Here is a 21789-nt window from a genome sequence, read left to right as displayed (position 1 = left end):
GGTCAAATCTGAGCATGAGCGAGCAGGCTGACCGGCCGGGCGAACTGCGCAGGAGCCTCGGCGTACGGGATCTGATGGTCTACGGGCTGCTGTTCATCGCCCCGATGGCGCCGGTCGGCGTCTTCGGGGTGCTGGACGCCAAGAGCCACGGCGCGGTGGCGGCGGTCTACCTGGCGGCCACCGTGGCGATGGGCTTCACCGCGTACAGCTACGCCCAGATGGTGCGGGCGGTGCCGCGGGCCGGCTCGGTCTTCGCCTACGCCCGGGCCGGGATCGGCGAGAGCTGGGGCTTCGTGGCCGGCTGGATGGCGATGCTGGACTACCTGCTGATCCCGGCGGTGGCGTACCTGTTCTCCGGGATCGCGCTGAACTCGCTGGTGCCCGAGGTCTCCCGCTGGGTCTGGACGGCGCTGGCGGTGCTGGTCACCACCGCGCTCAACCTGCTCGGGGTGCGGACGGCGGCGGCGGTCGGCTTCGCGGTGCTGGCGCTGGAGATCGTGGTGCTGGCGGTCTTCGTGGTCTCGGCGGTGGTGGTGCTGGCCCGGGACGGGGCGGAGCGCGACTGGCTGAGCCCGCTGACCGGCATCGGCGGCTTCTCGCTCACGGCGGTGATGGCGGCGGTGAGCGTGGCCGTGCTGTCCTACCTGGGCTTCGACGCGATCGCCTCGTTCGTCGAGGAGGCGGTCGGCGCCTCGGCGGCGGTGGCCCGGGCGGTGCTGTGGTGCCTGGCGCTGGCCGGGGTGCTGTTCGTGGCGCAGACCTACCTGGCCGCGCTGCTCAGCCCGGTGACGCCGGATCAGCTGGCGGCCGACCCGGCGGCCCAGGGCTCGGCCTTCTACGACACCGTGGACGCCTCGATCGGGCACTGGTTGCAGACCCTGGTGGCGGCCAGCAAGGCGATCGGGGCGGCCTTCGCCGCACTGGCCGGGCAGGCGGCGGCCGGGCGGCTGGTGTTCGCGATGGCCCGGGAGGGCCGGCTCCCCCGGGCCCTGGCGGCCGTCGATCCCCGGACGGCGGTGCCGCAGCGGGCGCTGCTGACGGCCGCCGTGGTGACCCTGGTCGCGGCGGTCTGGGCGGCCGGCCGGGACGACGGGCTGGACCGGCTGACCTCGGTGGTGAACGTCGGCGCGCTGGCCGCCTTCGGGCTGCTGCACGCCTCGGTGATCGGCTGGTACACCGTCAAGGGGTCCTCGACGGACTGGTTCCGGCACCTGCTGGTGCCGCTGCTGGGCATGGCCGTGATCGGGTGGGTGCTGGTCGAGGCCTCCGCCACCGCGCAGTGGGTCGGGGCGGGGTGGCTGGCGGTGGGGCTGGTGGTGCTCGCGGTCCAGAGCCCGGCCTCCCGGCGTCCCGGCCGCGGCTGACGCGGCGTCAGCCGCGGCCGGGCCGCCCGGTGGGCGGTCAGGCTGCCCGAAGGTCGATCACCGGGCCGGAAGGCGGCCACCGGGCCCAGTGGGCAGTCAGGGGCGCGAGGAACTGCGCGAGACGGAAGACGTAGACCCGTGTGCCGGGTACGGACACTCACCTGCACGTGAATCTCCGTACCCGGCCCACAGGTCGTCGCGTTCCCCTGCGCACCCACGCGGCGGAGCCGCAGATCGGCAGAGCCCCGCGCCCCTGACCGCCCCTCGGGCGGTCCGGGCGGCCGGGTCACTTGGAGCCGTTGCTCCAGCTGAGGCCCCAGCCGTACGCCTGGTCGATCATCTGATGGTTCGACATCTCCGGGGTGGCCTGGAACCAGCTGCCCTCCCGCTTCACCACCAGGCCCTCGCCGTCGTTCTCCAGCAGCGCGACCACACAGCTGGTGGCCGGGAACTCGCAGCCGTCCAAGGGCAGTTCGACCGGCATGCCGTCGGCCGGGAAGAGCGTGGCCAGGCCGCTCAGGCCGTTCAGCGGGCGGCCGTCAAAGGCGAAGGCGAAGACCAGCAGGCGTTCGATCTCGGCGGACCGGTCGAGGTTGATCCAGAGGTCCTCGCCATGGGCCGCCGCCCCCGTCCGGTCATCGTTGGCCAGCTGGACGTAGGGCGGCTCCTGGAGGTTGCCGAAGCGCTGCGCGATCGCCTGGACGACGCCCGCGCTGCCGTCCCTCAGCTGCCAGAGGCAGGCCAGGTCGAGGTCCCGGCCGGCCAGGGCGCCCTGGGTCCCCTGGGCCGCGTTGCGCAGCTTCGCCAGCCAGCCGCCGGACTTCTGCGGCTGCCCGGCCTGGGTGGCCTGGCCCGCCGCCCAGTTCAGGTTCACCCGGAGCAGGCCGCCGACCGCACCGTGCTTGCGCAGCGAGAGCTTGGGGGCCTCCTTGGTGAGGGTGATCTTCGAGAAGTTCAGCGGGGCGGTCGGGGTGGCCGACGCCGGGGCGTGCGGCTCGGCCGGGTGGGCGGCCGGGGCGGGGTACGGCGGCTGCGACTGCGGCGGGGCCGGGTACCCGGGCGGGGCCGGAGTCGGCGGCTGCGCCGGACCGGGGTACGACGGCTGGCCCTGGTAGCCCGGCTGCGGCGGGTACGGGGTCGGATAGGGCGGGGTCGGGGTCGGCGGCTGCGCCGGACCGGGGTACGGCGGCTGGCCCTGGTAGCCCGGCTGCGGCGGGTACGGCGGCTGCGACTGCGGCGGGGCCGGGTACCCGGCCGGGACCGGGGGCTGGAGCTCGAACGAATCGGGCATCGCGGCCGGGGGCGCGGCGGGCGGAACCGGCGGAGCGGGAACGGGAGCAGCGACGGGGACGGGGGCGGGGACGGCGGCAGGTTCCTCGTCGACCTGGATGCCGTAGTCGGTGGCCAGACCCGCCAGCCCGGAGTCGTAGCCCTGGCCGACCGCGCGGAACTTCCAGCCCTCGCCCCGACGGTAGAGCTCACCGAGCACGAAGGCGGTCTCGGTGGTCGCCCCGGGGTCGTCGAAACGGACCAGTTCGGCGCCGGTGGCCGGGTCCAGCAGGCGGAGGTACAGGCCGGGGAGGGCGCCGAACGGACCGCCGTCGCTGGAGGCCGCCAGCACCACCGTCTCGACGCCGGGCTCCACGACGGGCAGACGGACCGTCAGGCCGTCGACCACGGAGCCGTCCGGGAGCTGCTGCTTGCCGTTGTGGCGGACGGTGCCGGCGGCGTCCTGGGGCTGGTTGTAGAACACGAAGTCGGCGTCGGAACGGACCCGGCCGCCGCTCAGCAGCAACGCGGAGGCGTCGGCGTCCGGCACGCCCGGCCCGGCCCGCCAGCCCAGCTCGACCCGCACCTCGGCCGTGGCCACCGGCACGTTGGCGCCCTTGGTGATCGTCATCGCCTCGCCACTCCCCGCAGTTGACACCCCGTCGCCGGGCCAGCCTAGTCGCGGCGGAGGGGGGCGAGGGGTGAGGGCGGGCTCTCCGGACGGCGGCCGTCGCCGACCGCACCTCGGGCGGGGTCCTGCCCGCGCCCGCGACGGCCGGTGGGGCCGGGCGCGGGCAGCCGGTGGGGCCGGGCGGTGTCTCCCCGACTCCGACGGCACGGAGCCCTGCGGGCCGCACCGGAAGCGGTTGCCCCCGCCGAGGCGCGCAGAACGGAGCCCGGGGACGAGCCCCTCGGCCGGACGGGACCGACGACGCCGAGTCCGCCGCCCCGGAGCCCGGCGGTCCCCACCGGGAACCGGCGCCCCCGGAGCCCCGCCGGAGCCCCGCCCGGCGCGGTCGTCGGGGGCGTGCGCGTCGGTGTCCGGGGATAGCCTCCTCGGTATGGCCAACAGCAGCTCACCCGAGGCGCCGATCCCGGTCGGCAAGGTGTCCGCGCTCATCGGAGGGTGGGTGGACCGGCTCGGGGCGGTCTGGGTGGAGGGGCAGATCACCCAGCTGAGCCGCCGACCGGGCGCCGGGGTGGTGTTCCTGACGCTGCGTGACCCGGACCGGGACGTCTCACTGACCGTCACCTGCTTCCGGCAGGTCTTCGAGCAGGTGGCCGAGGACGTCCGGGAGGGCTCCCGGATCCTGGTGCACGCCAAGCCCGAGTGGTACGTGGCACGCGGCACCCTCTCTCTGCGGGCGACCGAGATCCGGCTGGTCGGGCTGGGCGAGCTGCTGGCCCGGCTGGAGCACCTGAAGCGCGCGCTGGCCGCCGAGGGCCTGTTCGACGCCGAGCGGAAGAAGCGGCTGCCGTTCCTGCCGCACTGCATCGGCCTGGTCACCGGGCGGGACTCGGCCGCCGAGCGGGACGTGCTGGAGAACGCGCGGCGCCGCTGGCCGGCCGTCCGCTTCGAGGTGCGGAACGTGCCGGTGCAGGGGGTCAGCGCGGTGGCCCGGGTGACGGCGGCCGTCGAGGAGCTGGACGCGCACCCCGAGGTGGACGTGATCGTGGTGGCCCGGGGCGGCGGCAGCGTGGAGGACCTGCTGCCGTTCTCCGACGAGACCCTGATCCGGGCGGTGGCGGCAGCCCGGACGCCGGTGGTGAGCGCGATCGGGCACGAGCCGGACCAGCCGCTGCTGGACTTCGTCGCCGACCTGCGCGCCTCCACCCCGACCGACGCGGCGAAGCGGGTGGTGCCGGACGTGGGCGAGGAGCTGGCCCGGGTGCACCAGCTGCGCGACCGGGCCCGACGGCACGTCACCCAGCGGGTGGAGCGCGAGCGGGCCGGGCTGGCCGGGGTGCTCAGCCGCCCGGTGCTGGCCGCGCCGCACCGGCTGGTGGACGGGCCCGCCGAGGAGGTCGCGCAGCTGGTCGGCCGGGCCCGCCGGGTGCTCGGGCACCGGCTGGACGCGGCCGGTTCGGACCTCGGGCACACCCTGGCCCGGGTGGTGGCGCTCTCCCCGCTGGCCACCCTGGAGCGCGGTTACGCGGTGCTCCAGCGGGCGGACGGGCACGTGGTCACCGACCCGGCGGCGCTGGCGGCCGGCGAGCGGCTGCACGCCCGGGTCGCCGAAGGGGCCTTCGAGGTGACGGTGGATCAGGCGTAGCGGGCGGGGGGCACGCCGGGAGGCACGGGAGGCAACGGCAGCTCGGACACCGGTCCGTAGCACCCGGGGCAGCCCGCTCGGCACCGCCTACCGCAACCGGGTCCGGGAGAGCGGGACGGAGTGCTCGCCGAAGCCGAGGCTGCGGTAGAGCTGCTCCGCGCCCCGGGCGGCGTGCAGGTCGATCCGGGTCACCCGGCGCTCGTCGAACCAGTCCAGCAGCGCGACCGTGCAGGCCCGGGCCAGGCCGCGCCGCCGGTGGTCCGGGTCGGTGCAGATGTTGAAGACGAAGCCGAACAGACCGTCCGGATGGCCGGGGGCGGGCAGCCGCCGCTCCAGGGTGCCGACCGCGCAGGCGGCCAGCCGACCGGGGCGGGCGGGGTCGTCCACCACGAAGGCGGGCATGGTGAGCTGCTCCGGTGGCGCCGCCAGCCGCTCGCGGAGCACCGTCCCGGCGGCTGCCTCCCACTCCCCCGGCGCCGCCGCGCCGGTCATCGACTCGAACATCAGCCCGCGCAGCCGCACCAGCTCGGCGGCGTCGGCGGGGGTGGCCGCCCGTACCGTGATCATGGCGGGCAGGCTAGTCCGCGAGCGGCGGACCTGACAGCGAATTGTCGCTTCCGGCGCCTACCCTGACGACATGACAGAGTCCCTGGGGAATAGCGCCGACGACGGCCTCGGTTACGAGCAGGCGAGGGATGCTCTCCTCGACGTGGTCCGCCGGCTGGAGGCCGGCGGGGTGCCGCTGGAGGAGTCGCTGGCGCTCTGGGAGCGCGGCGAGGAGCTGGCGAAGGTCTGCCAGCGGTGGCTGGACGGCGCGCGGGCCCGGCTGGACGCGGCGCTGGCCGCCGAGGAGGGCGGCGGGGGCACGACGGGGGAGTGAGCAGCGGGGCCGACGGGGCCTCCGTGAACTCGATGTGACAGAGACCACTGATGAGTTGCGGAATTGTTTAAGTTTCACCTAACGTTGGACCCGTACGAACGGCGCACGACCGGCTGTTCGAAAGCTTCCGTTCTTCACTTTCCGCATGAGGTGGACCGCAATGACCCTGGTTCTTGACGCCGCTGCTCAGGACCTCCTGTTCCGCGAGGCCCGCACCGCCAACACCTTCACCGACGAGCCGGTCACCGACGAGCAGGTCCAGGCCATCTACGACCTGGTCAAGTACGCCCCGACCTCGATGAACCAGTCGCCGCTGCGCATCGTCCTGGTCCGCTCGGACGAGGCCCGCGCCCGCCTGGTCTCGCACCTGGGCGACGGCAACAAGAAGAAGACCGAGGCCGCCCCGCTGGTCGCGATCCTGGCCGCCGACCACGAGTTCCACGAGGAGCTGCCGAAGCTCTTCCCGCACTACCCGGCCGCCAAGAGCCACTTCGAGGAGATCGAGGGCCGCACCGCCTCGGCGCGCTTCAACGCCTCGCTGCAGCTCGCGTACTTCATCATCGGCGTGCGCGCCGCCGGCCTGGCCGCGGGCCCGATGACCGGCTACGACGCCGACGGCCTGAACAAGGACTTCTTCGGCGACGGCGAGCACTCGGTGCTGGCCGTGGTGAACATCGGCAAGCCGGGCGAGGACGCCTGGTTCCCGCGTTCCCCGCGCCTGGAGTACGACGAGGTCGTCACCACCGTCTGACCCTCCGTCAGCGACCGAGCACGGCACCGAGCACGACGGAGCCCCCGGCCACCAGGCCGGGGGCTCCCGTGCGTGTGCCGGCTGCGCGTGTCAGCCGTCCGCCGTCACTTCAGGCGCTCGGCGAAGCCGGTCAGTTCCTCCCAGGAGGCGGTGCCGGTGACCACCGTGGTGGCGGTGCCGGTCCGCACCACCAGCGCCCGGTAGGACTTGCCCTGGTAGCGCTGCCACTCCTGGCCGTTCACCGTGGCGGTGCCGTCCGGCTTGGCGCCCTCGACCGTCTCGGCCACCGCCTTCTCCTGCTCGGCCACCCGCTGCTCGACCGAGGCGTACTGGCCGGAGGGGGTGACGAAGCCCAGGTGCCAGGCCGCACTGCCCTTGGCGCCGCCGTCGTAGGTGACCGAGGTGGGCTTCCAGTCCGTGCCCAGGCCCTCGGGGGCCAGCACCGGGTAGGGCGCGGCACGCTTGGCCGAGGCCAGCGTGGAGCGGTAGTCCACCGCCTTGATGCCGTCGCCCTCCGAGTGCGGGATGAACAGGTACCCGACGAAGACCACGAACCCGACCGCCAGCATCGACAGGACCATGTCCCGTACCGTCTGCCGGCCTCTCATGCTGCTGTTGCCTGCCACCCCCCCATGGTGACCCATACCCCTGCGACTCCGGACGACCGGGGTGCACTCCGACGGGTGAACCCGGACGGAACCGGACGGAACACCCGGTCACCGGGGGTGCGCCACAGACAGTCATCTGGTGGACAGATACGATCGCAGCACCCTCATCACGGCGTTCGACCAGGCAACTCTGTCGGGCGCTCTGGCCGTCGCGTACAGAGAGGTAACGACGATGACCGCCCCGCACAGCAACTTCCCCAGCTCCCTGGTGGTGGCCCCGGAGGCCCCCGACCGCAACCTCGCCCTCGAACTCGTCCGGGTGACCGAGGCCGCCGCCATGGCGGCCGGCCGGTGGGTCGGCCGGGGCGACAAGAACCGCGCCGACGGCGCCGCCGTGAAGGCGATGCGCACCCTGGTCTCGACCGTCTCGATGAACGGCGTGGTCGTCATCGGCGAGGGCGAGAAGGACGAAGCCCCGATGCTCTACAACGGCGAGCGGGTCGGCGACGGCACCGGAGCCGAGTGCGACGTCGCGGTGGACCCGGTGGACGGCACCACGCTGACCGCCAAGGGCATGGGCAACGCGGTGGCCGTGCTGGCGGTGGCCGACCGGGGCACCATGTTCGACCCCAGTGCGGTGTTCTACATGGACAAGCTGGTGGCCGGCCCCGAGGCGGCCGAGTACGTCGACATCACCGCGCCGGTCGCGGTGAACGTCCGCCGGGTCGCCAAGGCCAAGGGCACCGCGGTCGAGGACGTCACCGTGATGGTGCTGGACCGCCCGCGCCACGACACCCTGGTCCGGGAGATCCGCGAGGCGGGCGCCCGGATCAAGTTCATCTCCGACGGCGACGTGGCCGGCGCCATCATGACGGCCCGTGAGGGCACCGGCGTCGACCTGCTGATGGGCGTCGGCGGCACCCCCGAGGGGATCATCGCGGCCTGCGCCATGAAGTGCATGGGCGGGGTGATCCAGGGCAAGCTCTGGCCCAAGGACGACGCGGAGCGCCAGCGCGCCCTGGACGCCGGCCACGACCTGGACCGGGTGCTCACCACGGACGACCTGGTCAGCGGCGAGAACGTGTTCTTCGTCGCCACCGGCATCACCGACGGCGAGCTGCTGCGCGGCGTGCACTACCGCTCGGAGACCGCCACCACCAGCTCGCTGGTGATGCGCTCCAAGAGCGGCACCATCCGGGAGATCCACTCCACCCACAAGCTGTCCAAGCTGCGGGCCTACAGCGCGATCGACTTCGACCGCGCCAACTGATCACCGCGCGCCGAAGGGCGGCGGCGGCCGGACGGTCTCCGGCAGCCGCCGCCCTGACGGGCGGTCAGCCCGCTATCCGGCGGGCGGCCGGAATGCGGCGCTCGGTGTCCCGGCGGCGGCGCCGGGCCAGCACCACCCGGCGCTCGGCGGCGGTGAGCCCGCCCCAGACGCCGTACGGCTCCGGCTGGGTGAGGGCGTGCTCCCGGCACTCCAGCAGCACCGGGCAGCGGGCACAGACCTGCTTGGCCTGCTCCTCGCGGGAGAGCCGGGCCGCGGTCGGCTCCTTGGACGGGGCGAAGAACAGCACGGCCTCGTCCCGGCGGCAGGCCGCCCCGGTGTGCCAGGGGTTGTCGTCCTGTGAGTCGAGCCTCGGGGCCACCACCGCCACCGGCGAGGAGGCGGCGTGGACCGCCACGGTGGCGGCGCGGGGGCTGGACTCGATCGGATGCAGCACGGCTTACTCCTGACGAGGCTCAAGGCTCGGGGTGAAAGGGCTCCCTGCCCGGCTGCCCCGCAGCGACCCCGCACGCGTCGGGTCGAAACCTCAGCCGCCCCCGGGGTCACAGCCGTTCAAGAAACGATGTGCGTCAGGAACTACCCCGCCGTACCCCGGTTCATGCACACCGCATGCGCATGACTACGCAGTGCACTCGCCGGGCCGGGCGGTGCCGCCCCGGCAGGCGACGCCCCGCCGGCCCGGCACCGGCCAACTCTCCTGCTCAGCCTTCGAGTTGCTTGCGCACCCAGTCCTTGAGCTTCTTGCCGCGACGCGGCTTGGCACTGCAACCGCCGAAGATCGCCGCCCCCTTGACCCGGACCACCGGGGCGTACGGATCGGCCACGGTCTGCTCCTTGACGTCGAAGCCGCCGAACAGGCCGAGCCCGCTGCCGTGCAGCGAGACGTTCTCCGGGACCTTGACGTCCACTCCGCCGAACATCGCGAACACCTCGATCTCCACCTCGGGAGACTCGAACACCGCGTCGGTGAGGTCGATCTCCACCCCGCCGAACAGCGCCACCGCGCGCAGCTGCGAGCCCACCCGCCAGCGGCCCTTGCGGGCCGCACCGCCGAAGATCGCCACCACGGTGGGCGCCTCGGTCCGGGCCGGCAGCACCGGCGGGCGCTCGGCGGCCGGCTGCGGCTTGGTCAGCGAGGGCGGGGTCGCGGACACCGGCAGGTCCCGGGTGAGCGGCACCAGCTCGCCCAGGGTCTTGGCACCGTAAGCGAGTTCGATCCGCTCGGAGTGCTCCTCGACGGTCAGCCGGCCCTCCGCGTAGGCATCCCGGAGCAGCTCGGCGACCCGCTCCCGGTCGGCGTCGGAGGCGCGCAGCTCGGCCTCCGGGACGGGGCCGGCGGCCGGGACGGCCACGGGCGCGGTGGCGGCCGGGGCGACGGCCGGCGCGACGGCCGGGGCGGGCGAGGCGTCCACCGGACGCTTGGTCAGATCGGCCTTGGACGGCTCGGAGTTCTCCACCCTCCAAGCCTAGTCACCGGAGGTCTGTTCGAACCGGCCTTATGACCAAGTCGTAGTGACTCCCGTCACGCAGGCTCACCTGCGCGCAACCCCCGTCGCGCGGGCACCTAACCTTGAGGGTGCTTCGTCGACGCAGCCGGATCAGTTAAGGACCTCCACGCATGGCTCCCACGCCAGAGTTCGCCTACTCCGACCTCCTCCCCCTCGGTGCGGACCCGACCCCGTACCGCAAGCTCACCTCCGAGGGCGTCAGCGTCGTCGAGGCCGCCGGGCGCCGCTTCCTCCAGGTGGAGCCCGAGGCCCTGCGCCTGCTCACCGCCGAGGCGATGCACGACATCTCGCACTTCCTGCGCCCGGACCACCTGGCCCAGCTGCGCCGCATCCTGGACGACCCGGAGGCCAGCCCGAACGACCGCTTCGTCGCGCTGGACCTGCTGAAGAACGTCAACATCTCGGCCGGCGGCATCCTGCCGATGTGCCAGGACACCGGCACCGCGATCGTGATGGGCAAGCGCGGCCAGAACGTGCTGACCTCCGGCGGCGACGAGTCCGCCATCGCGCAGGGCGTGTTCGACGCGTACACCAAGCTGAACCTGCGGTACTCGCAGATGGCCCCGGTGACGATGTGGGACGAGAAGAACACCGGCAACAACCTGCCGGCCCAGATCGAGCTGTACGCGACCGACGGCGACGCGTACAAGTTCCTCTTCATGGCCAAGGGCGGCGGCAGCGCCAACAAGTCGTACCTGTACCAGGAGACCAAGGCCATCCTCAACGAGGCCTCGATGCTCAACTTCCTGGAGCAGAAGATCCGTTCGCTCGGCACCGCGGCCTGCCCGCCGTACCACCTGGCGATCGTGGTCGGCGGCACCAGCGCCGAGTTCGCCCTGAAGACCGCCAAGTACGCCTCCGCGCACTACCTGGACTCGCTGCCGACCAGCGGCGACGCGGCCACCGGCCACGGCTTCCGGGACCTGGAGCTGGAGGCCAAGGTCACCGAGCTCACCCAGAAGATCGGCATCGGCGCGCAGTTCGGCGGCAAGTACTTCTGCCACGACGTCCGGGTGATCCGCCTGCCCCGGCACGGCGCCTCGCTGCCGGTCGCGATGGCCGTCTCCTGCTCGGCCGACCGTCAGGCGCTGGGCAAGATCACCGCCGAGGGCGTCTTCCTGGAGCAGCTGGAGACCGACCCGGCCAAGTACCTGCCGGACACCACGGACGAGCACCTGGACGACCAGGTGGTCCGGATCGACCTGAACCGGCCGATGTCGGAGGTCCGTTCGGAGCTCTCCAAGTACCCGGTCAAGACCCGGCTCTCGCTCACCGGCACGCTGGTGGTCGCCCGCGACATCGCGCACGCGAAGATCAAGGAGCGGCTGGACGCGGGCGACGGCATGCCGCAGTACATGAAGGACCACCCGGTCTACTACGCCGGCCCGGCCAAGACCCCGGAGGGCTACGCCTCGGGCTCGTTCGGCCCCACCACCGCCGGGCGGATGGACAGTTACGTCGACCAGTTCCAGGCGGCGGGCGGTTCGATGGTGATGCTGGCCAAGGGCAACCGCTCCAAGCAGGTCACCAAGGCGTGCAACGAGCACGGCGGCTTCTACCTGGGCTCGATCGGCGGACCGGCGGCGCGGCTGGCGCTGGACTGCATCAAGAAGGTCGAGGTGCTGGAGTACCCCGAGCTCGGCATGGAGGCGGTCTGGCGGATCGAGGTCGAGGACTTCCCCGCCTTCATCGTGGTCGACGACAAGGGGAACGACTTCTTCGCCGAGGTCACCGACGGTCCGCTGATCACCAGCCTGCGGGTCCGCTCGGCCGAATAACGCGAGTGCCCCGCCCCACCTGTGAGGTGGGGCGGGGCATTTGACGCTAATACGGTACTTACGGGCGGTTGATGATGTTTCCGAGCGGCTCGTAGCCGCCGTCCTTCTTCGGCTCGGCCTCCGGAGCGACCTCGCCCTCGGTCTCGTCGGCCGAGAGGTCCTCCAGGACCTCCAAGAGCTGCGCGTCGGGCTCGACGGCGGCGAGGGACTGCTCGACGGGTGCGGCCTCCGCCACCGGGAGAGCCTCGTTCGGGGTCGCGGTGGTGGTCTCGTTCTCGGCCATGACGCCGCCTTTCAGGTAATCAGATCAGTCAGCCCGGACGGACGGGTCGGGGCGTGCGCCCAGTATCGTAGGGCCCGCTAAATGTCTTATAAACATCCCGAGGCCCGTCCGCTTCTCCAACGTTTGCCCGCTTGCTCATAAGCTGGCGCCTCACCTTGGCCACCATCGGGGGAATTCCATGGAGCTAGAGCAGCAGCCACCCACGCTGCGCTTCCAGGTGCTCGGCCCCGTGCAAGCCTGGCGCGGGGAACAACCCCTCTCCCTCGGCTCGCCGCAGCAACAAGCCGTGCTGGTCGCCCTGCTGTTGAACCAGGGCCGGCCCGTCGCGACCCAGGACCTGGTCGACGGTCTGTGGGGTGACCGGCCGCCGCCACAGGCGGTCGCCGCCCTGCGCACCTACGTCTCCCGGCTGCGCTCGCTGATCGAGCCGAACCGTGAGGTCCGGGCGCCCGCCGAGCTACTGATTTCGGTCAGCGACGGGTACGCACTGCGCGTCCCGGGCGAGGCGCTCGACCTCGCGGTCTTCGAGCGGGAGTTCACCCGGGCCGCCCTGGCCAAGGCGGGCGGCGACTACCGGGAGGCCCACCGGCTGCTGGCCGCCGCCCTGGAGCTGTGGTCCGGACGGCCGCTGGCCGGCATCCCCGGCCCGCACGCGGAGGCGCACAGGATCCGGCTGTCGGAGCGTCAGGTCGCGGCCTGCGAGGAGCGCTGCGCCTCGGCTCTGGAGATCGGTCTGCACGCCGAGACCGTCTCCGAGCTCAGCTCGCTGTCGGCCGAGCACCCGCTCCGGGAGCGGCTGCGCGAACTGCTGATGCTGGCGCTGTACCGCTGTGGCCGGCAGGCCGAGGCGCTCGGTGTCTACACCGACACCCGGAAGCTGCTCATCGAGGAGCTGGGCGTCGAGCCGGGTGCCGGACTGGCCGCGATGCACTCACGCATCCTGGCCGGGGACCCGACCCTGATGCCGGTGGTGGGACCGGTCGGTCGTTCCGTGGAGCAGGAGGAGGCGCCGCCCTTCGTCCCGCCGGCTCAACTTCCGGCCGACGTATCGGACTTCAGCGGCCGTTCCGAGCTGGTCCACGAACTCCGCGATGTCCTGCGGAGTGGTTCGGGCCAGGCCGTCGTGGTCACCTCGCTGGCGGGCATCGGCGGTGTCGGGAAGACCACACTGGCCGTGCACCTGGCGCACAGCATCCGCTCCTCCTTCCCGGACGGCCAGCTGTACGTGGACCTGCGCGGACCCAGTGCCTCACCTGCCGACCCGGCCGTGGTGCTCGGTGACTTCCTGTACGCCCTCGGCGCACCGGAGACCCCGGACACCCTGGAGCAGCGCGCCGCGCTCTACCGCTCGTTGCTGGCCGACCGGCGGATGCTCATCCTGCTCGACAACGCCAAGGACGCCCGGCAGTTGCTGCCGCTGATCCCCGGGGTCTCCGGCAACGCCGTGCTGGTCACCAGCCGCTCCCGGCTGGCGGAGCTCCCGGGTGCCCACCTGGTCGACGTCGAGGAACTGACTCCGGAGGAGGCCCTCGCGCTGTTCTCGGCGATCGTCGGCGAGCAGCGGGTGGCGGCCGAACCGGAGGCCGCACTGGCCGTGGTGACGGCCTGTGGATTCCTCCCACTGGCCGTCCGGATCGCCGCTGCCCGGCTGGCCAGCCGCCCCCGCTGGAGCGTCTCCGACCTGGCCAGACGCTTAGCGGACCAACGGCGACGGCTGCACGAGCTCCAGCTCGGCAACCTCGCCGTGGAGACCACCATCGGCCTCGGCTACGGTCAGCTCAGCCCCGATGAGGCGCGGGCTTTCCGACTGCTGTCGCTGGTCGACTCCCCGGACCTCCCGCTGGAAGCCGTAGCCGCGCTGCTCGGGACCGACGAGTACGAGGCGGAGTCCCTCGCCGAAGCACTGGTCGAGGCGAACATGCTGGAGTGCTTCACTCCCGGCCGGTACCGGTACCACGACCTGCTCCGGCTGTTCGCCCAGCGGCAGAACGAGAAGCTGAAGGACACCGGAGAGCAACAAGCGGCTCTCCTTCGGCTGCTGGACGGGCTGCTGGCCACCATGCGCAACGCGGCCCGGGCGATCGAGCCCGACGACGTGCTGCCGGAGACCCTCCACCAGCCGATCGCCTCCGGCCGTCCGCTCACCGACAGCTCCGCCGCGCGCAGCTGGCTCCGCGAAGAACTGTCCTTGGTGCTCAGCACCATCGATGCCGCCGTCACCGAGCCCCTGGAACTGCTGCGGCCGGCAGTGGACCTGCTGACCGTGCTCAACAGCCTGGTCGAGGACCCGACGCACGGACCGCGCATCCGGGTGGCCCTGCACAACGCCGACCAACCGCACGCGGACGCCCCTGCCCTGGCCAGGGTGCGGCTGGCCCTCGGCTTCCTCCAGCACGTTGCCGGTGAGTACCACGAGGCGGAGCTGTCCTTCCGCCGGAGTCTCGACCTCCAGGGGCCGGATGACCGGACCCACCTGCGGGCGAACACCGCCAACCTGCTCGCCGTGGTGCTCAGCCTGGCCGACCGGCCGGCCGAGGCGCTGCCGTTCTTCGAGCAGGCCCGCGAGATCAGCCGCAGCCTGGGCGCGACCATCAGCGAGGCCCGGCTGCTGGGCAACATCGCCCGGGCGCACCTGGACCTGGGCCAGCAGGAGGACGCGGCGCGTTCGGCCGAGGCGGCCGTGACCGCCGCGCGGGCCTCCGGCAACACGCCCTGCCTCGCCGACACGCTCTACCAGTTGGGCGTGGTGCTCAGGTCGACCGGCTCCCCCGGTGAGGCGGCCCCGCACCTGCGCGAGGCGCACAAGCTGTACCAGTCGGAGCAGCGCCGGATCTGGGAGGGCTACGCGCTCGCCCGGCTCGCCCCCTGTCTGCTGGCCGACGGGCAGTACCCCGAGGCGGCCGAGGCGGCCGACGAGTCGCTCGCCATCGCCCAAGAGCTGGACGCCGCCTACTGCCAGGGCCTGGCCAACGCGGCGCTCGGCGAGGCGCTGCTGAAACTCGGTCAGCCGGCCCGTGGCCTGGCCTGTCTCCAGGAGGCGCTGGCCGTCTTCACCCGGCTCGGTGTGCCCGAGGTCGTCCCCGTACAGGACCTCATCCTCCAGCAGCAGCACACCGAGCCCACGGCACCCCCCGCGCCGTGACACCCGCCCCCCAGCAGGTCCCCCGTCGAGCGTCAGCGCTCCCGCAGCCCCCCGGCTGCGGGAGCGCCTCGACGCTTCCCCGGCGCTGAGACCACTCTGGCAGGCCCCGATTGACAACCAATAAACGTCCTCCGGGCACTCTCCGTCAGCTCGGTCAGCTCCGCCCGGACGCCCCGTCGGCTCCGTGACCGGGTGACGGCCGGGGTCGGGCACCGCGCCACCCCGTCGCGCCACCCGATCGCGCCACACGGCGCGGACCGGATGTCCGCACCACCCTGCCCGCGCCGGAGTGCTCCCGTCATCCAGGCCAAAATCGTCCCGACCGGCACGAGTTGGCCGGAAAAGGACCCTACGGTCGGTTGATCGCGCCTATTCTCGGAGGCCAGCGACGTATTGACGGCGAGCCGACAGAGGCAGAGGGAGCGGCAGGACGGCGGCGCGGAGCAGGGTGTGACGCGGGAGCGTGACGGACCGTCACGAGCGGTGGGCGGAGGCCGACGGAGGCCGCCCGGGCACCGCCGGCCGGCGGCCAGGGTGAAAGGTGCCTCTCAATCGTGACGACCGGACAGATATCCGATCCCGCGCGGGGTCACGGTTCCCAGCCCGGCCGCAAGCCCGGCCAGGGTGCCCCGAGCGCTCCGGGTAGTCCGGCCCCGCACCCGACCCACCCGCCGCAAGGCACCCAGGCCCCGCAGCACCACCAGCGCCGCCGCCGCGCCGAGCGCGCGCTCCAGGCCGTGGCCTTCGACGCGATCGGTGCCGGGTACGCGGAGGCGTTCCCGGCCAAGTCCGGGCAGTTGGACGCGGGCCGCTGGCTGCTGGAGGAGCTGGAGCCGGGCGCCCGGGTGCTGGACGTGGGCTGCGGGACGGGCGACCCGACGGTCCGTCAGCTCACCGAGGGCGGCCTGCGGGTGACGGCGGTGGACCTCGCGGACGGCATGCTCCGGCTGGCCCGGAGCACGGTGCCGGAGGCCGAGTACCACCGAATCGACATGTACGACCTGGCCACGCCGAGGGCGGTGGACGCCTGGGGCGTGCCGGAGCTGGGTCCGGAGGCGGCCGGCCGGTACGCCGCCGCGACCGCGTTCTTCTCGCTCATCCTGCTGCCGCAGGCGGAGATCCCGGAGGTGCTGGGCCGGATCCGGACGCTGCTGCGGCCCGGCGGCCTGCTGGCGCTCGGCATGGTCGAGGCCGACCTGGACCACGCCCCGCTGCCCTTCCTGGGCCACGAGATAAGGATCAGCGGGTACCTGCGGGAGGAGCTGGAGCTGACCCTGGACCGGGCCGGCTTCACCGTGGAGTGCCACGACGGCCACCCGTACGCCCCCGCCTGCACCACGCTGCCGCCGGAGGAGCAGCTCTTCCTCCGCTGTCGCCGGACGGGCTGACACCCCGTCCGCGCGGCGCATCCGCACCCGCACCGCCCGCGCCCCGTGCCGGACCGCACCGCGACCGACCACCCGCCCGCCCGCCCGCCCCGCAGAAACGCCAACCCTCGCAGAACGGCAGCCCGTGCGCGACCTTCCCGAGCCCCGGACGGGGCAGTCACCCGTCGTGCCGCCGCAGCGGCGTCCCCCGCTGCTGCCCGGCGGCCGGGCCCGCACCGCCGAGCGCCTGGCGTACCTGGACAACGCCACCCGGCGGATCAACAGCTCGCTCGACCTGGCCCACACCCTGCGCAACCTCGGCAAGGTGCTGGTGCCGGCGCTGGCCGACGCCGCCGTGGTGCACCTGCGGGACCCGCTGCCCGACATGGAGCGCTTCTCCGGCAGCCCGGCCGCGCTGACCATCCACCACCTGCACGGCACCCGGCTCGGCCGGCGCTCCCGGACCCGCCGGCTGGTGCCGGGCGGCGCGGTGGCCCGGGCGCTGAACCAGCAGTTCCCGACCGGGCCGGTGGTGCTGGGCACCCCGTCGGCGGCCCGGCTGCGGCCGCTGCTGGAGGAGCTGTACGGGGCCCGTACCCTCGGGCGGCTCGCCGCCGGGACGGCGCTGCTGGCACTGCCGCTGCGCGGGCGCAAGACCGTGCTCGGCCTGCTGCTGCTGATCCGCCGGCCGTCCAAGCTCTCCGCCCCGAGCTCCGAACTCCACGTGCAGGAAGGCCAGTTCACCGGACCCGGGGCGCCGGACGCGTTCGCCCTGACCGCCGCCTACGACGCCGCGCTGGCCTTCGACGCCACCGACACCGCGACCGCCGCCCACCTGGCCACCCAGGCCGGCCTGGCGGTGGACACCGCGCTGCGCTACTCCCGCGAGTGGGAGATCGCCGACGAGCTGCAGCGCTCCATGCTGCCCACCCACCTGCCGCAGCGGCACGGCGTCCGGCTGGCCCACCGCTACCTGCCCTGCGAGCGCGGCGCCCAGGTCGGCGGCGACTGGTACGACTCCGTCCCGCTGCCGGGGAACCGGGTCGCGCTGATCGTCGGCGACGTGATGGGCCACTCGCTCACCTCGGCCGCCATCATGGGCCAACTCCGCACCAGCGCCCAGACCCTGGCCGCCCTCGACCTGCCGCCGCACGAGGTGCTCTACCACCTGGACGAGCAGGCCCAGCGGCTCGGCCGGGAGCAGCACCTGGCCACCTGCGTCTACGCGGTCTACGACCCGATCGCCAACCGGGTGGTGTTGGCCAACGCCGGGCACGTACCGCCCGTCCTGGTCCAACCCGACGGCAAGGCCGAGCTGTTGGAGCTGCCGGCCGGGGCGCCGATCGGGGTCGGCGGGGTGGACTTCACCTCCGTCGAGCTGCCCGCACCGCCCGGCTCGGCGCTGCTGCTCTTCACCGACGGCCTGGTGGAGACCCGCCGCCGTCCCCTGGCCACCGGGCTCGAACTGCTCCGCAGCCGGCTCGGCCACGGGGCACCGCGCACCCCGGAGCAGCTCTGCCAGGAGGCCCTGCGGATCCTGCCGCCCGGCGACCGGGCCGACGACATCGCCCTGCTGGCCGCCACCTTCGACGGCATCCCGGCCGAGGACGTCGCCTACTGGTACCTCCAGCCCCGGCACGAGACCCCCGGCCGGGCCCGCCGGCTGGCCGGGCACGCACTGCGCCGCTGGGGACTGGAATCCCTGGTGGACAACACCGAGCTGATGGTCAGTGAGCTGGTCACCAACGCCATCCAGCACGCCACCCGCCCGGTCACCCTCCGCCTGGTCCGGACCTCGGTCCTGCGCTGCGAGGTCGGCGACGACAGCGCCCTGCTCCCCCGGGCCCGCCGGGCCGGCCCGGACGACGAGCGCGGCCGGGGGCTCCAGATAGTCGCGCGCTGCGCCGAACGCTGGGGCGCCACCCGGCTCGGCGCGGGCAAGGTGGTCTGGTTCGAGCAGCGCCTCCCCACCCCCCGCCCGGCCACCTGACCGACGGGGGCTGCCGCCGCTCGGCCCCGCGCTCCCACCGAGGTCACGGCCCTCCGGGGGTCAGCACTCCTCCGGCGGACAGCGGTAGCAGGGCGGGGCACAGCAGGGCGGCGAGCAGCCAGGCCGGGGCGGCTGCCCGGAGGTCGGTGGAGGTCACCCGTGCGACGGTACGGGCCCGGCCCGGGCGGCCGGTACCGACGAAAGTTCAGTTCCGCCCGCCGCCCGGCCGGTAGGGGGCGGCGGCCAGGGCCGCCAGCGCACCGGCCGCCTCCGGGCCGAGCACCGCCTCGGCCAGCGGCGGGTTGGCGGTCAGCCGGTGCACCGCACGGACCACGTCGGCCTGCCAGAGCTGGTCCAGCGCGTCGGCCACCTCGGCCGCGGTGGCGTGGTCCCCCGCCTCGGTGCGGGCCCGCCAGTCCCGCAGCAGTGCCTTCACCACCGCGAACGCCAGCCGGCGCCCGCGCACCAGCTCCGCCCGGGAGTTGAGGGCGAACACCTCGATGGTGGCGCGGCCCTTGGCGGTCAGGCCCTGGTAGGCGCCGGACTCCAGGTAGAGCAGCAGGTGGTCGGCCGGGTCCTCGGCCGCCGGATCGATCAGCAGCGGCTCGCCGGACGGGTCGCAGGGGAAGAGGTCGCGCTTCTGGTTGGAGTTGCAGTAGGCGCAGGCCAGCAGGTGGTTGTGCCAGTCGAAGGTGCGCAGCGGGGCGCGGGCGATCGGCTCGAAGTGGTCGATGTCGGTGCCCAGGTTGTCCCCGCAGTACATGCAGCGCAGCAGGCCCGGGGACATCCGGTGCAGCAGCGCCCGCAGCCGGGCCTTCGGCGCCCGGGCGGTCCGCCAGGCCGCCCGCCCGCTGGCCGTGGTCAGCCCGGCCCGCCGGACCGCCTCGGTCCGGCGGGCCAGCTCGGCGGCCAACTCGTCGTTCAGCGGCGGCCGTTGGAGTGGGATCACCGCCCACCCCCCAGTCTGTCCCGGGCCTCGTCCACCCGGGCCGCCAGCGAGGCGTTCAGCTTGGCGCCGAGCTCCCGGTACGCGGCCAGCTCGGCGGCCGAGGCGCGCCCGGCGTAGAGCTTCTGCTCCAGGGCGATCAGCAGCCGCCGCTCCTCCTCCGCCTCCGGCGAGTACACGCTCGGCATCGCGAACAGCTCGGTCAGCGCGGTGTCGTCACCGCTGCCGTAGACCACCCGCTGGTGCAGGTCCTCGTCCAGCACGTACGGGCTGCGGCGTTCGGCCGGCCCCGGCACCCGGACCAGTCCGCCCGGGTCGGCGGCCTGGCAGACGTACGGGCTGTGGGTGGAGACGATGAACTGCAGGCCCGGGAAGTGCGCCACCAGCCAGGCGCCGAGCCGCTGCTGGCCCTCCGGGTGCAGGTGCGCCTCGGCCTCGTCGATCAGCACCACGCCGGCCACCGGCACCGTGGGCGGCGTGCCGTCGATCACCAACTCCTCGTCGGGGTGGGTCCGGTGGACCCTGGCCAGCAGGTCCAGCACCAGGCCGACCAGCTCCCCGGTGCCGCCGTCCCCGAGCGGTGCCTCCCGGCCGGCCTCGGCGATCCGGATGCCGTCGCAGTCGATCCGGCCGAGCCGGCGGCCCGCCGGGAGGAGCCCGTCGTCCAGCAGGGCCCGTACGCCGTCCACCAGTTCGACCGCACCGGGCTGGCGCTCCAAGGCCAGCAGCTGCTGGCCGGTCAGCCAGGAGACCCCCTCGGTGAGGTGGCGCCGGGACGGGTAGTGCGCCAGGAACCCGCGCGGCCCGTTGCGCCGGCAGTGCAGTCCGCCGTCCTCGGCCCGGGTCACCCGCCAGTGCGCCCCGTCCAGCCGGACGCCCCCCTCCTCGGCGCCCTCCGGCAGCCACCCCGACGGGTCGGTGGGCTCCCCGAGCGCCGCCGCGACGGCCGCCAGCAGGGTGGTCTTTCCCGCTCCGTTCGGACCGGCCAGGACGGTCCACCCGGCGTGCGACCCGTCCGGCCTGGTCAGGTCCAGATCGACCGTCCTGGCACCCCGGAATCCGCGCAGGTTCTCCACCTCGACCCTGGCGACGTACATCCGCCCACCCCCATGTCCAGTGCGATCAGCCTAGGAGTTGAGTACCCGTCAGGACATGATCCGGACCGGCAACTCCACGAGAACCTTGGACAACCGCCCGGCCACCTCCCGTCCCCCCGCCGGACCCCTGGTCGTCCGGCCCCGGCCCGGGCCGCCCCGCCGTCAGGCGACGATGCGGACCGGGAGCTCCGTCAGGACCTCGCGCAGGGCGACCGCGAAGCGCTCGTGCTCCGGGGCCCGGGCCGAGCCGGGGCGGGTGGCGAGGCCGATCCGGCGCCCCGGGGCGGGGTGCGCGAAGCGGACGGTGGCGAGGCGGTCGGTGCGGCCGGTCTCCACGTCGAGGGCGGTGGCCGGGAGGAGCGTCACCCCGAGGCCGCCGGCCACCAGCTGGACCAGGGTGGAGAGGCCCGCGGCCCGGGTGGAGCCGCCCGCGTCGGCGCCGACCTCGCGGCACAGGTCGAGCGCCTGGTCCCGCAGGCAGTGGCCCTCCTCCAGCAGCAGGACGTCCAGGTCGAGCAGCGAGTCGCGCGGCACGTCCGTCCGCCCGGCCAGCTCGTGCTCCGGCGGCACCACCAGCACGAAGTCCTCGTCGAACAGCGGGATGTCCCGGGTCGGCGAGGCGCCGCCCGCCGGGAGGGCGAGCAGGAGCAGGTCGAGCCGCCCGGCCGCCAGCCCCTCCAGCAGCGAGGGGGTGCGCTCCTCGTGGACGTGCAGCTCCAGGTCCGGGTAGGCGTCGCGGACCAGCCGGAGCACGACCGGCAGCAGGTACGGCGCGACCGTCGGGATCACCCCGAGGTGCAGCGGCCCGGTGAACGGGCGCCGCGCCGCCTCCACCTCCTCGGTCAGGGCGTGCAGGGTGGCGAGCACCCGGCGCGCGTGCTCGGCGACCCGCTCCCCCAGGGGAGTGATGATGACCTTCCGTGTCGTACGCTCCAGCAGTTGCGCCCCGAGCGTCTCCTCCAGGGCGGCCACCGCCCCGGAGAGCGCGGGCTGGCTGGTGCCGCTGACGGCCGCGGCCTCGCGGAAGTGGCGGTGCTCGGCGACCGCGAGGAACGCCTTCAGCTGGGCGATGGTGGGGGTGCGCGGCGCGCGGGAGGTGCGGGGCTTGGTGCTCATGGGACTGATAGCTCTCTCCGATCAGATGGATCGAGTCTAACGATTTCCCCTATCAGTCCCGGTGTGCGACTGTGGATGTTGTCCGGATACCGGACAAATCCCCTCAGTTTCCAAGTCTGGAGAAGCGAA

18 protein-coding genes are annotated in these 21789 nt (G+C 73.6%); 9 read left to right on the top strand and 9 right to left on the bottom strand.

The window, feature by feature from the left end; all coding sequences use genetic code 11:
* Positions 1-14 precede the first annotated feature (14 nt).
* Complete coding sequence (locus tag ACIRBX_RS20495; protein ID WP_402298470.1) at positions 15-1364, top strand: APC family permease; 1350 nt, start codon at positions 15-17, stop codon at positions 1362-1364.
* A 286-nt stretch (positions 1365-1650) separates the two neighbouring features.
* Here ACIRBX_RS20495 and ACIRBX_RS20490 read toward each other — a convergent pair whose 3' ends face one another.
* Complete coding sequence (locus ACIRBX_RS20490; protein WP_402298469.1) at positions 1651-3264, bottom strand: TerD family protein; 1614 nt, start codon at positions 3262-3264, stop codon at positions 1651-1653.
* A gap of 430 nt (positions 3265-3694) precedes the next feature.
* On the opposite strand from ACIRBX_RS20490, the gene xseA reads away from it, so the two are divergent.
* Positions 3695-4906 (top strand): exodeoxyribonuclease VII large subunit, encoded by a 1212-nt coding sequence (xseA, locus tag ACIRBX_RS20485; RefSeq protein ID WP_402298468.1) that lies wholly within the window; start codon positions 3695-3697, stop codon positions 4904-4906.
* Positions 4907-4993: 87 nt separating this feature from the next.
* Here the strand turns inward: xseA and ACIRBX_RS20480 are convergent, their stop codons facing one another.
* Complete coding sequence (locus ACIRBX_RS20480) at positions 4994-5473, bottom strand: GNAT family N-acetyltransferase (protein ID WP_402298467.1); 480 nt, start codon at positions 5471-5473, stop codon at positions 4994-4996.
* Between the two features lie 70 nt (positions 5474-5543).
* Here ACIRBX_RS20480 and ACIRBX_RS20475 point away from each other — a divergent pair, with 70 nt between their 5' ends.
* Entirely contained in the window at positions 5544-5786 is a 243-nt protein-coding gene (locus ACIRBX_RS20475; RefSeq protein WP_402298466.1) for an exodeoxyribonuclease VII small subunit, read from the top strand.
* 160 nt (positions 5787-5946) lie between these two features.
* Entirely contained in the window at positions 5947-6537 is a 591-nt protein-coding gene (locus ACIRBX_RS20470; protein WP_402298465.1) for a malonic semialdehyde reductase, read from the top strand.
* Positions 6538-6641: 104 nt separating this feature from the next.
* Here the strand turns inward: ACIRBX_RS20470 and ACIRBX_RS20465 are convergent, their stop codons facing one another.
* A complete protein-coding gene (locus ACIRBX_RS20465; protein ID WP_402298788.1) occupies positions 6642-7145 on the bottom strand; it encodes a DUF4245 domain-containing protein in 504 nt (167 codons plus the stop codon).
* A gap of 232 nt (positions 7146-7377) precedes the next feature.
* Between ACIRBX_RS20465 and glpX the strand changes: the two genes are divergently transcribed.
* Positions 7378-8415 (top strand): class II fructose-bisphosphatase, encoded by a 1038-nt coding sequence (glpX, locus tag ACIRBX_RS20460; protein WP_402298464.1) that lies wholly within the window; start codon positions 7378-7380, stop codon positions 8413-8415.
* Positions 8416-8479: 64 nt separating this feature from the next.
* Here the strand turns inward: glpX and ACIRBX_RS20455 are convergent, their stop codons facing one another.
* Positions 8480-8869 carry a WhiB family transcriptional regulator gene (locus ACIRBX_RS20455; RefSeq protein WP_402298463.1) on the bottom strand — a complete coding sequence of 130 codons (390 nt, stop codon included), beginning with the start codon at positions 8867-8869 and terminating at the stop codon, positions 8480-8482.
* Positions 8870-9134: 265 nt separating this feature from the next.
* A complete protein-coding gene (locus ACIRBX_RS20450; protein ID WP_402298462.1) occupies positions 9135-9890 on the bottom strand; it encodes a DUF1707 domain-containing protein in 756 nt (251 codons plus the stop codon).
* Positions 9891-10051: 161 nt separating this feature from the next.
* On the opposite strand from ACIRBX_RS20450, the gene ACIRBX_RS20445 reads away from it, so the two are divergent.
* Positions 10052-11719, top strand: coding sequence for a fumarate hydratase (locus ACIRBX_RS20445; RefSeq protein WP_402298461.1), 1668 nt, complete (start codon positions 10052-10054; stop codon positions 11717-11719).
* 58 nt (positions 11720-11777) lie between these two features.
* Here the strand turns inward: ACIRBX_RS20445 and ACIRBX_RS20440 are convergent, their stop codons facing one another.
* The gene (locus tag ACIRBX_RS20440) at positions 11778-12002 is read right to left on the bottom strand and encodes a hypothetical protein (RefSeq protein WP_402298460.1); all 225 of its coding nucleotides are present in this window, start codon (positions 12000-12002) and stop codon (positions 11778-11780) included.
* Positions 12003-12180: 178 nt separating this feature from the next.
* On the opposite strand from ACIRBX_RS20440, the gene ACIRBX_RS20435 reads away from it, so the two are divergent.
* The 3 genes from ACIRBX_RS20435 (at position 12181) to ACIRBX_RS20425 (ending at position 18501) form a co-directional block, all read left to right on the top strand.
* On the top strand, positions 12181-15144 hold the full coding sequence (locus ACIRBX_RS20435; protein WP_402298459.1) for a BTAD domain-containing putative transcriptional regulator: 2964 nt from the start codon (positions 12181-12183) through the stop codon (positions 15142-15144).
* Positions 15145-15881: 737 nt separating this feature from the next.
* Positions 15882-16532, top strand: coding sequence for a class I SAM-dependent methyltransferase (locus ACIRBX_RS20430; RefSeq protein ID WP_402298787.1), 651 nt, complete (start codon positions 15882-15884; stop codon positions 16530-16532).
* Positions 16533-16656: 124 nt separating this feature from the next.
* Positions 16657-18501 carry a SpoIIE family protein phosphatase gene (locus tag ACIRBX_RS20425; RefSeq protein WP_402298458.1) on the top strand — a complete coding sequence of 615 codons (1845 nt, stop codon included), beginning with the start codon at positions 16657-16659 and terminating at the stop codon, positions 18499-18501.
* 205 nt (positions 18502-18706) lie between these two features.
* On the opposite strand, the gene ACIRBX_RS20420 is transcribed toward ACIRBX_RS20425, so the two are convergent.
* From ACIRBX_RS20420 to ACIRBX_RS20410, 3 genes are all read right to left on the bottom strand, one after another.
* Positions 18707-19450 carry an HNH endonuclease gene (locus ACIRBX_RS20420; RefSeq protein ID WP_402298457.1) on the bottom strand — a complete coding sequence of 248 codons (744 nt, stop codon included), beginning with the start codon at positions 19448-19450 and terminating at the stop codon, positions 18707-18709.
* Positions 19447-20544, bottom strand: a complete 1098-nt coding sequence (locus ACIRBX_RS20415) for an AAA family ATPase (RefSeq protein WP_402298456.1) — start codon at positions 20542-20544, stop codon at positions 19447-19449. Before ACIRBX_RS20415 ends, ACIRBX_RS20420 begins: the two co-directional genes overlap by 4 nt.
* A gap of 162 nt (positions 20545-20706) precedes the next feature.
* Positions 20707-21660, bottom strand: coding sequence for a LysR substrate-binding domain-containing protein (locus ACIRBX_RS20410; RefSeq protein ID WP_402298455.1), 954 nt, complete (start codon positions 21658-21660; stop codon positions 20707-20709).
* Positions 21661-21789 lie beyond the last annotated feature (129 nt).

The sequence above is a fragment of the Kitasatospora sp. NPDC096147 genome (assembly GCF_044763225.1).
Lineage (GTDB): Bacteria > Actinomycetota > Actinomycetes > Streptomycetales > Streptomycetaceae > Kitasatospora.
The sequence above is the reverse complement of the archived record's forward strand: the minus strand, read 5'-3'. Positions and strand labels throughout refer to the sequence as shown.

Excerpts from the sequence above, each read along its gene's own strand:
- ACIRBX_RS20495 (WP_402298470.1), top strand. The coding sequence starts at position 15 with ATGAGCGAGCAGGCTGACCGGCCGGGCGAACTGCGCAGGAGCCTCGGC.
- ACIRBX_RS20490 (WP_402298469.1), bottom strand. The coding sequence starts at position 3,264 with ATGACGATCACCAAGGGCGCCAACGTGCCGGTGGCCACGGCCGAGGTG.
- xseA (WP_402298468.1), top strand. The coding sequence starts at position 3,695 with ATGGCCAACAGCAGCTCACCCGAGGCGCCGATCCCGGTCGGCAAGGTG.
- ACIRBX_RS20480 (WP_402298467.1), bottom strand. The coding sequence starts at position 5,473 with ATGATCACGGTACGGGCGGCCACCCCCGCCGACGCCGCCGAGCTGGTG.
- ACIRBX_RS20475 (WP_402298466.1), top strand. The coding sequence starts at position 5,544 with ATGACAGAGTCCCTGGGGAATAGCGCCGACGACGGCCTCGGTTACGAG.
- ACIRBX_RS20470 (WP_402298465.1), top strand. The coding sequence starts at position 5,947 with ATGACCCTGGTTCTTGACGCCGCTGCTCAGGACCTCCTGTTCCGCGAG.
- ACIRBX_RS20465 (WP_402298788.1), bottom strand. The coding sequence starts at position 7,145 with ATGAGAGGCCGGCAGACGGTACGGGACATGGTCCTGTCGATGCTGGCG.
- glpX (WP_402298464.1), top strand. The coding sequence starts at position 7,378 with ATGACCGCCCCGCACAGCAACTTCCCCAGCTCCCTGGTGGTGGCCCCG.
- ACIRBX_RS20445 (WP_402298461.1), top strand. The coding sequence starts at position 10,052 with ATGGCTCCCACGCCAGAGTTCGCCTACTCCGACCTCCTCCCCCTCGGT.
- ACIRBX_RS20440 (WP_402298460.1), bottom strand. The coding sequence starts at position 12,002 with ATGGCCGAGAACGAGACCACCACCGCGACCCCGAACGAGGCTCTCCCG.
- ACIRBX_RS20435 (WP_402298459.1), top strand. The coding sequence starts at position 12,181 with ATGGAGCTAGAGCAGCAGCCACCCACGCTGCGCTTCCAGGTGCTCGGC.
- ACIRBX_RS20415 (WP_402298456.1), bottom strand. The coding sequence starts at position 20,544 with ATGTACGTCGCCAGGGTCGAGGTGGAGAACCTGCGCGGATTCCGGGGT.
- ACIRBX_RS20410 (WP_402298455.1), bottom strand. The coding sequence starts at position 21,660 with ATGAGCACCAAGCCCCGCACCTCCCGCGCGCCGCGCACCCCCACCATC.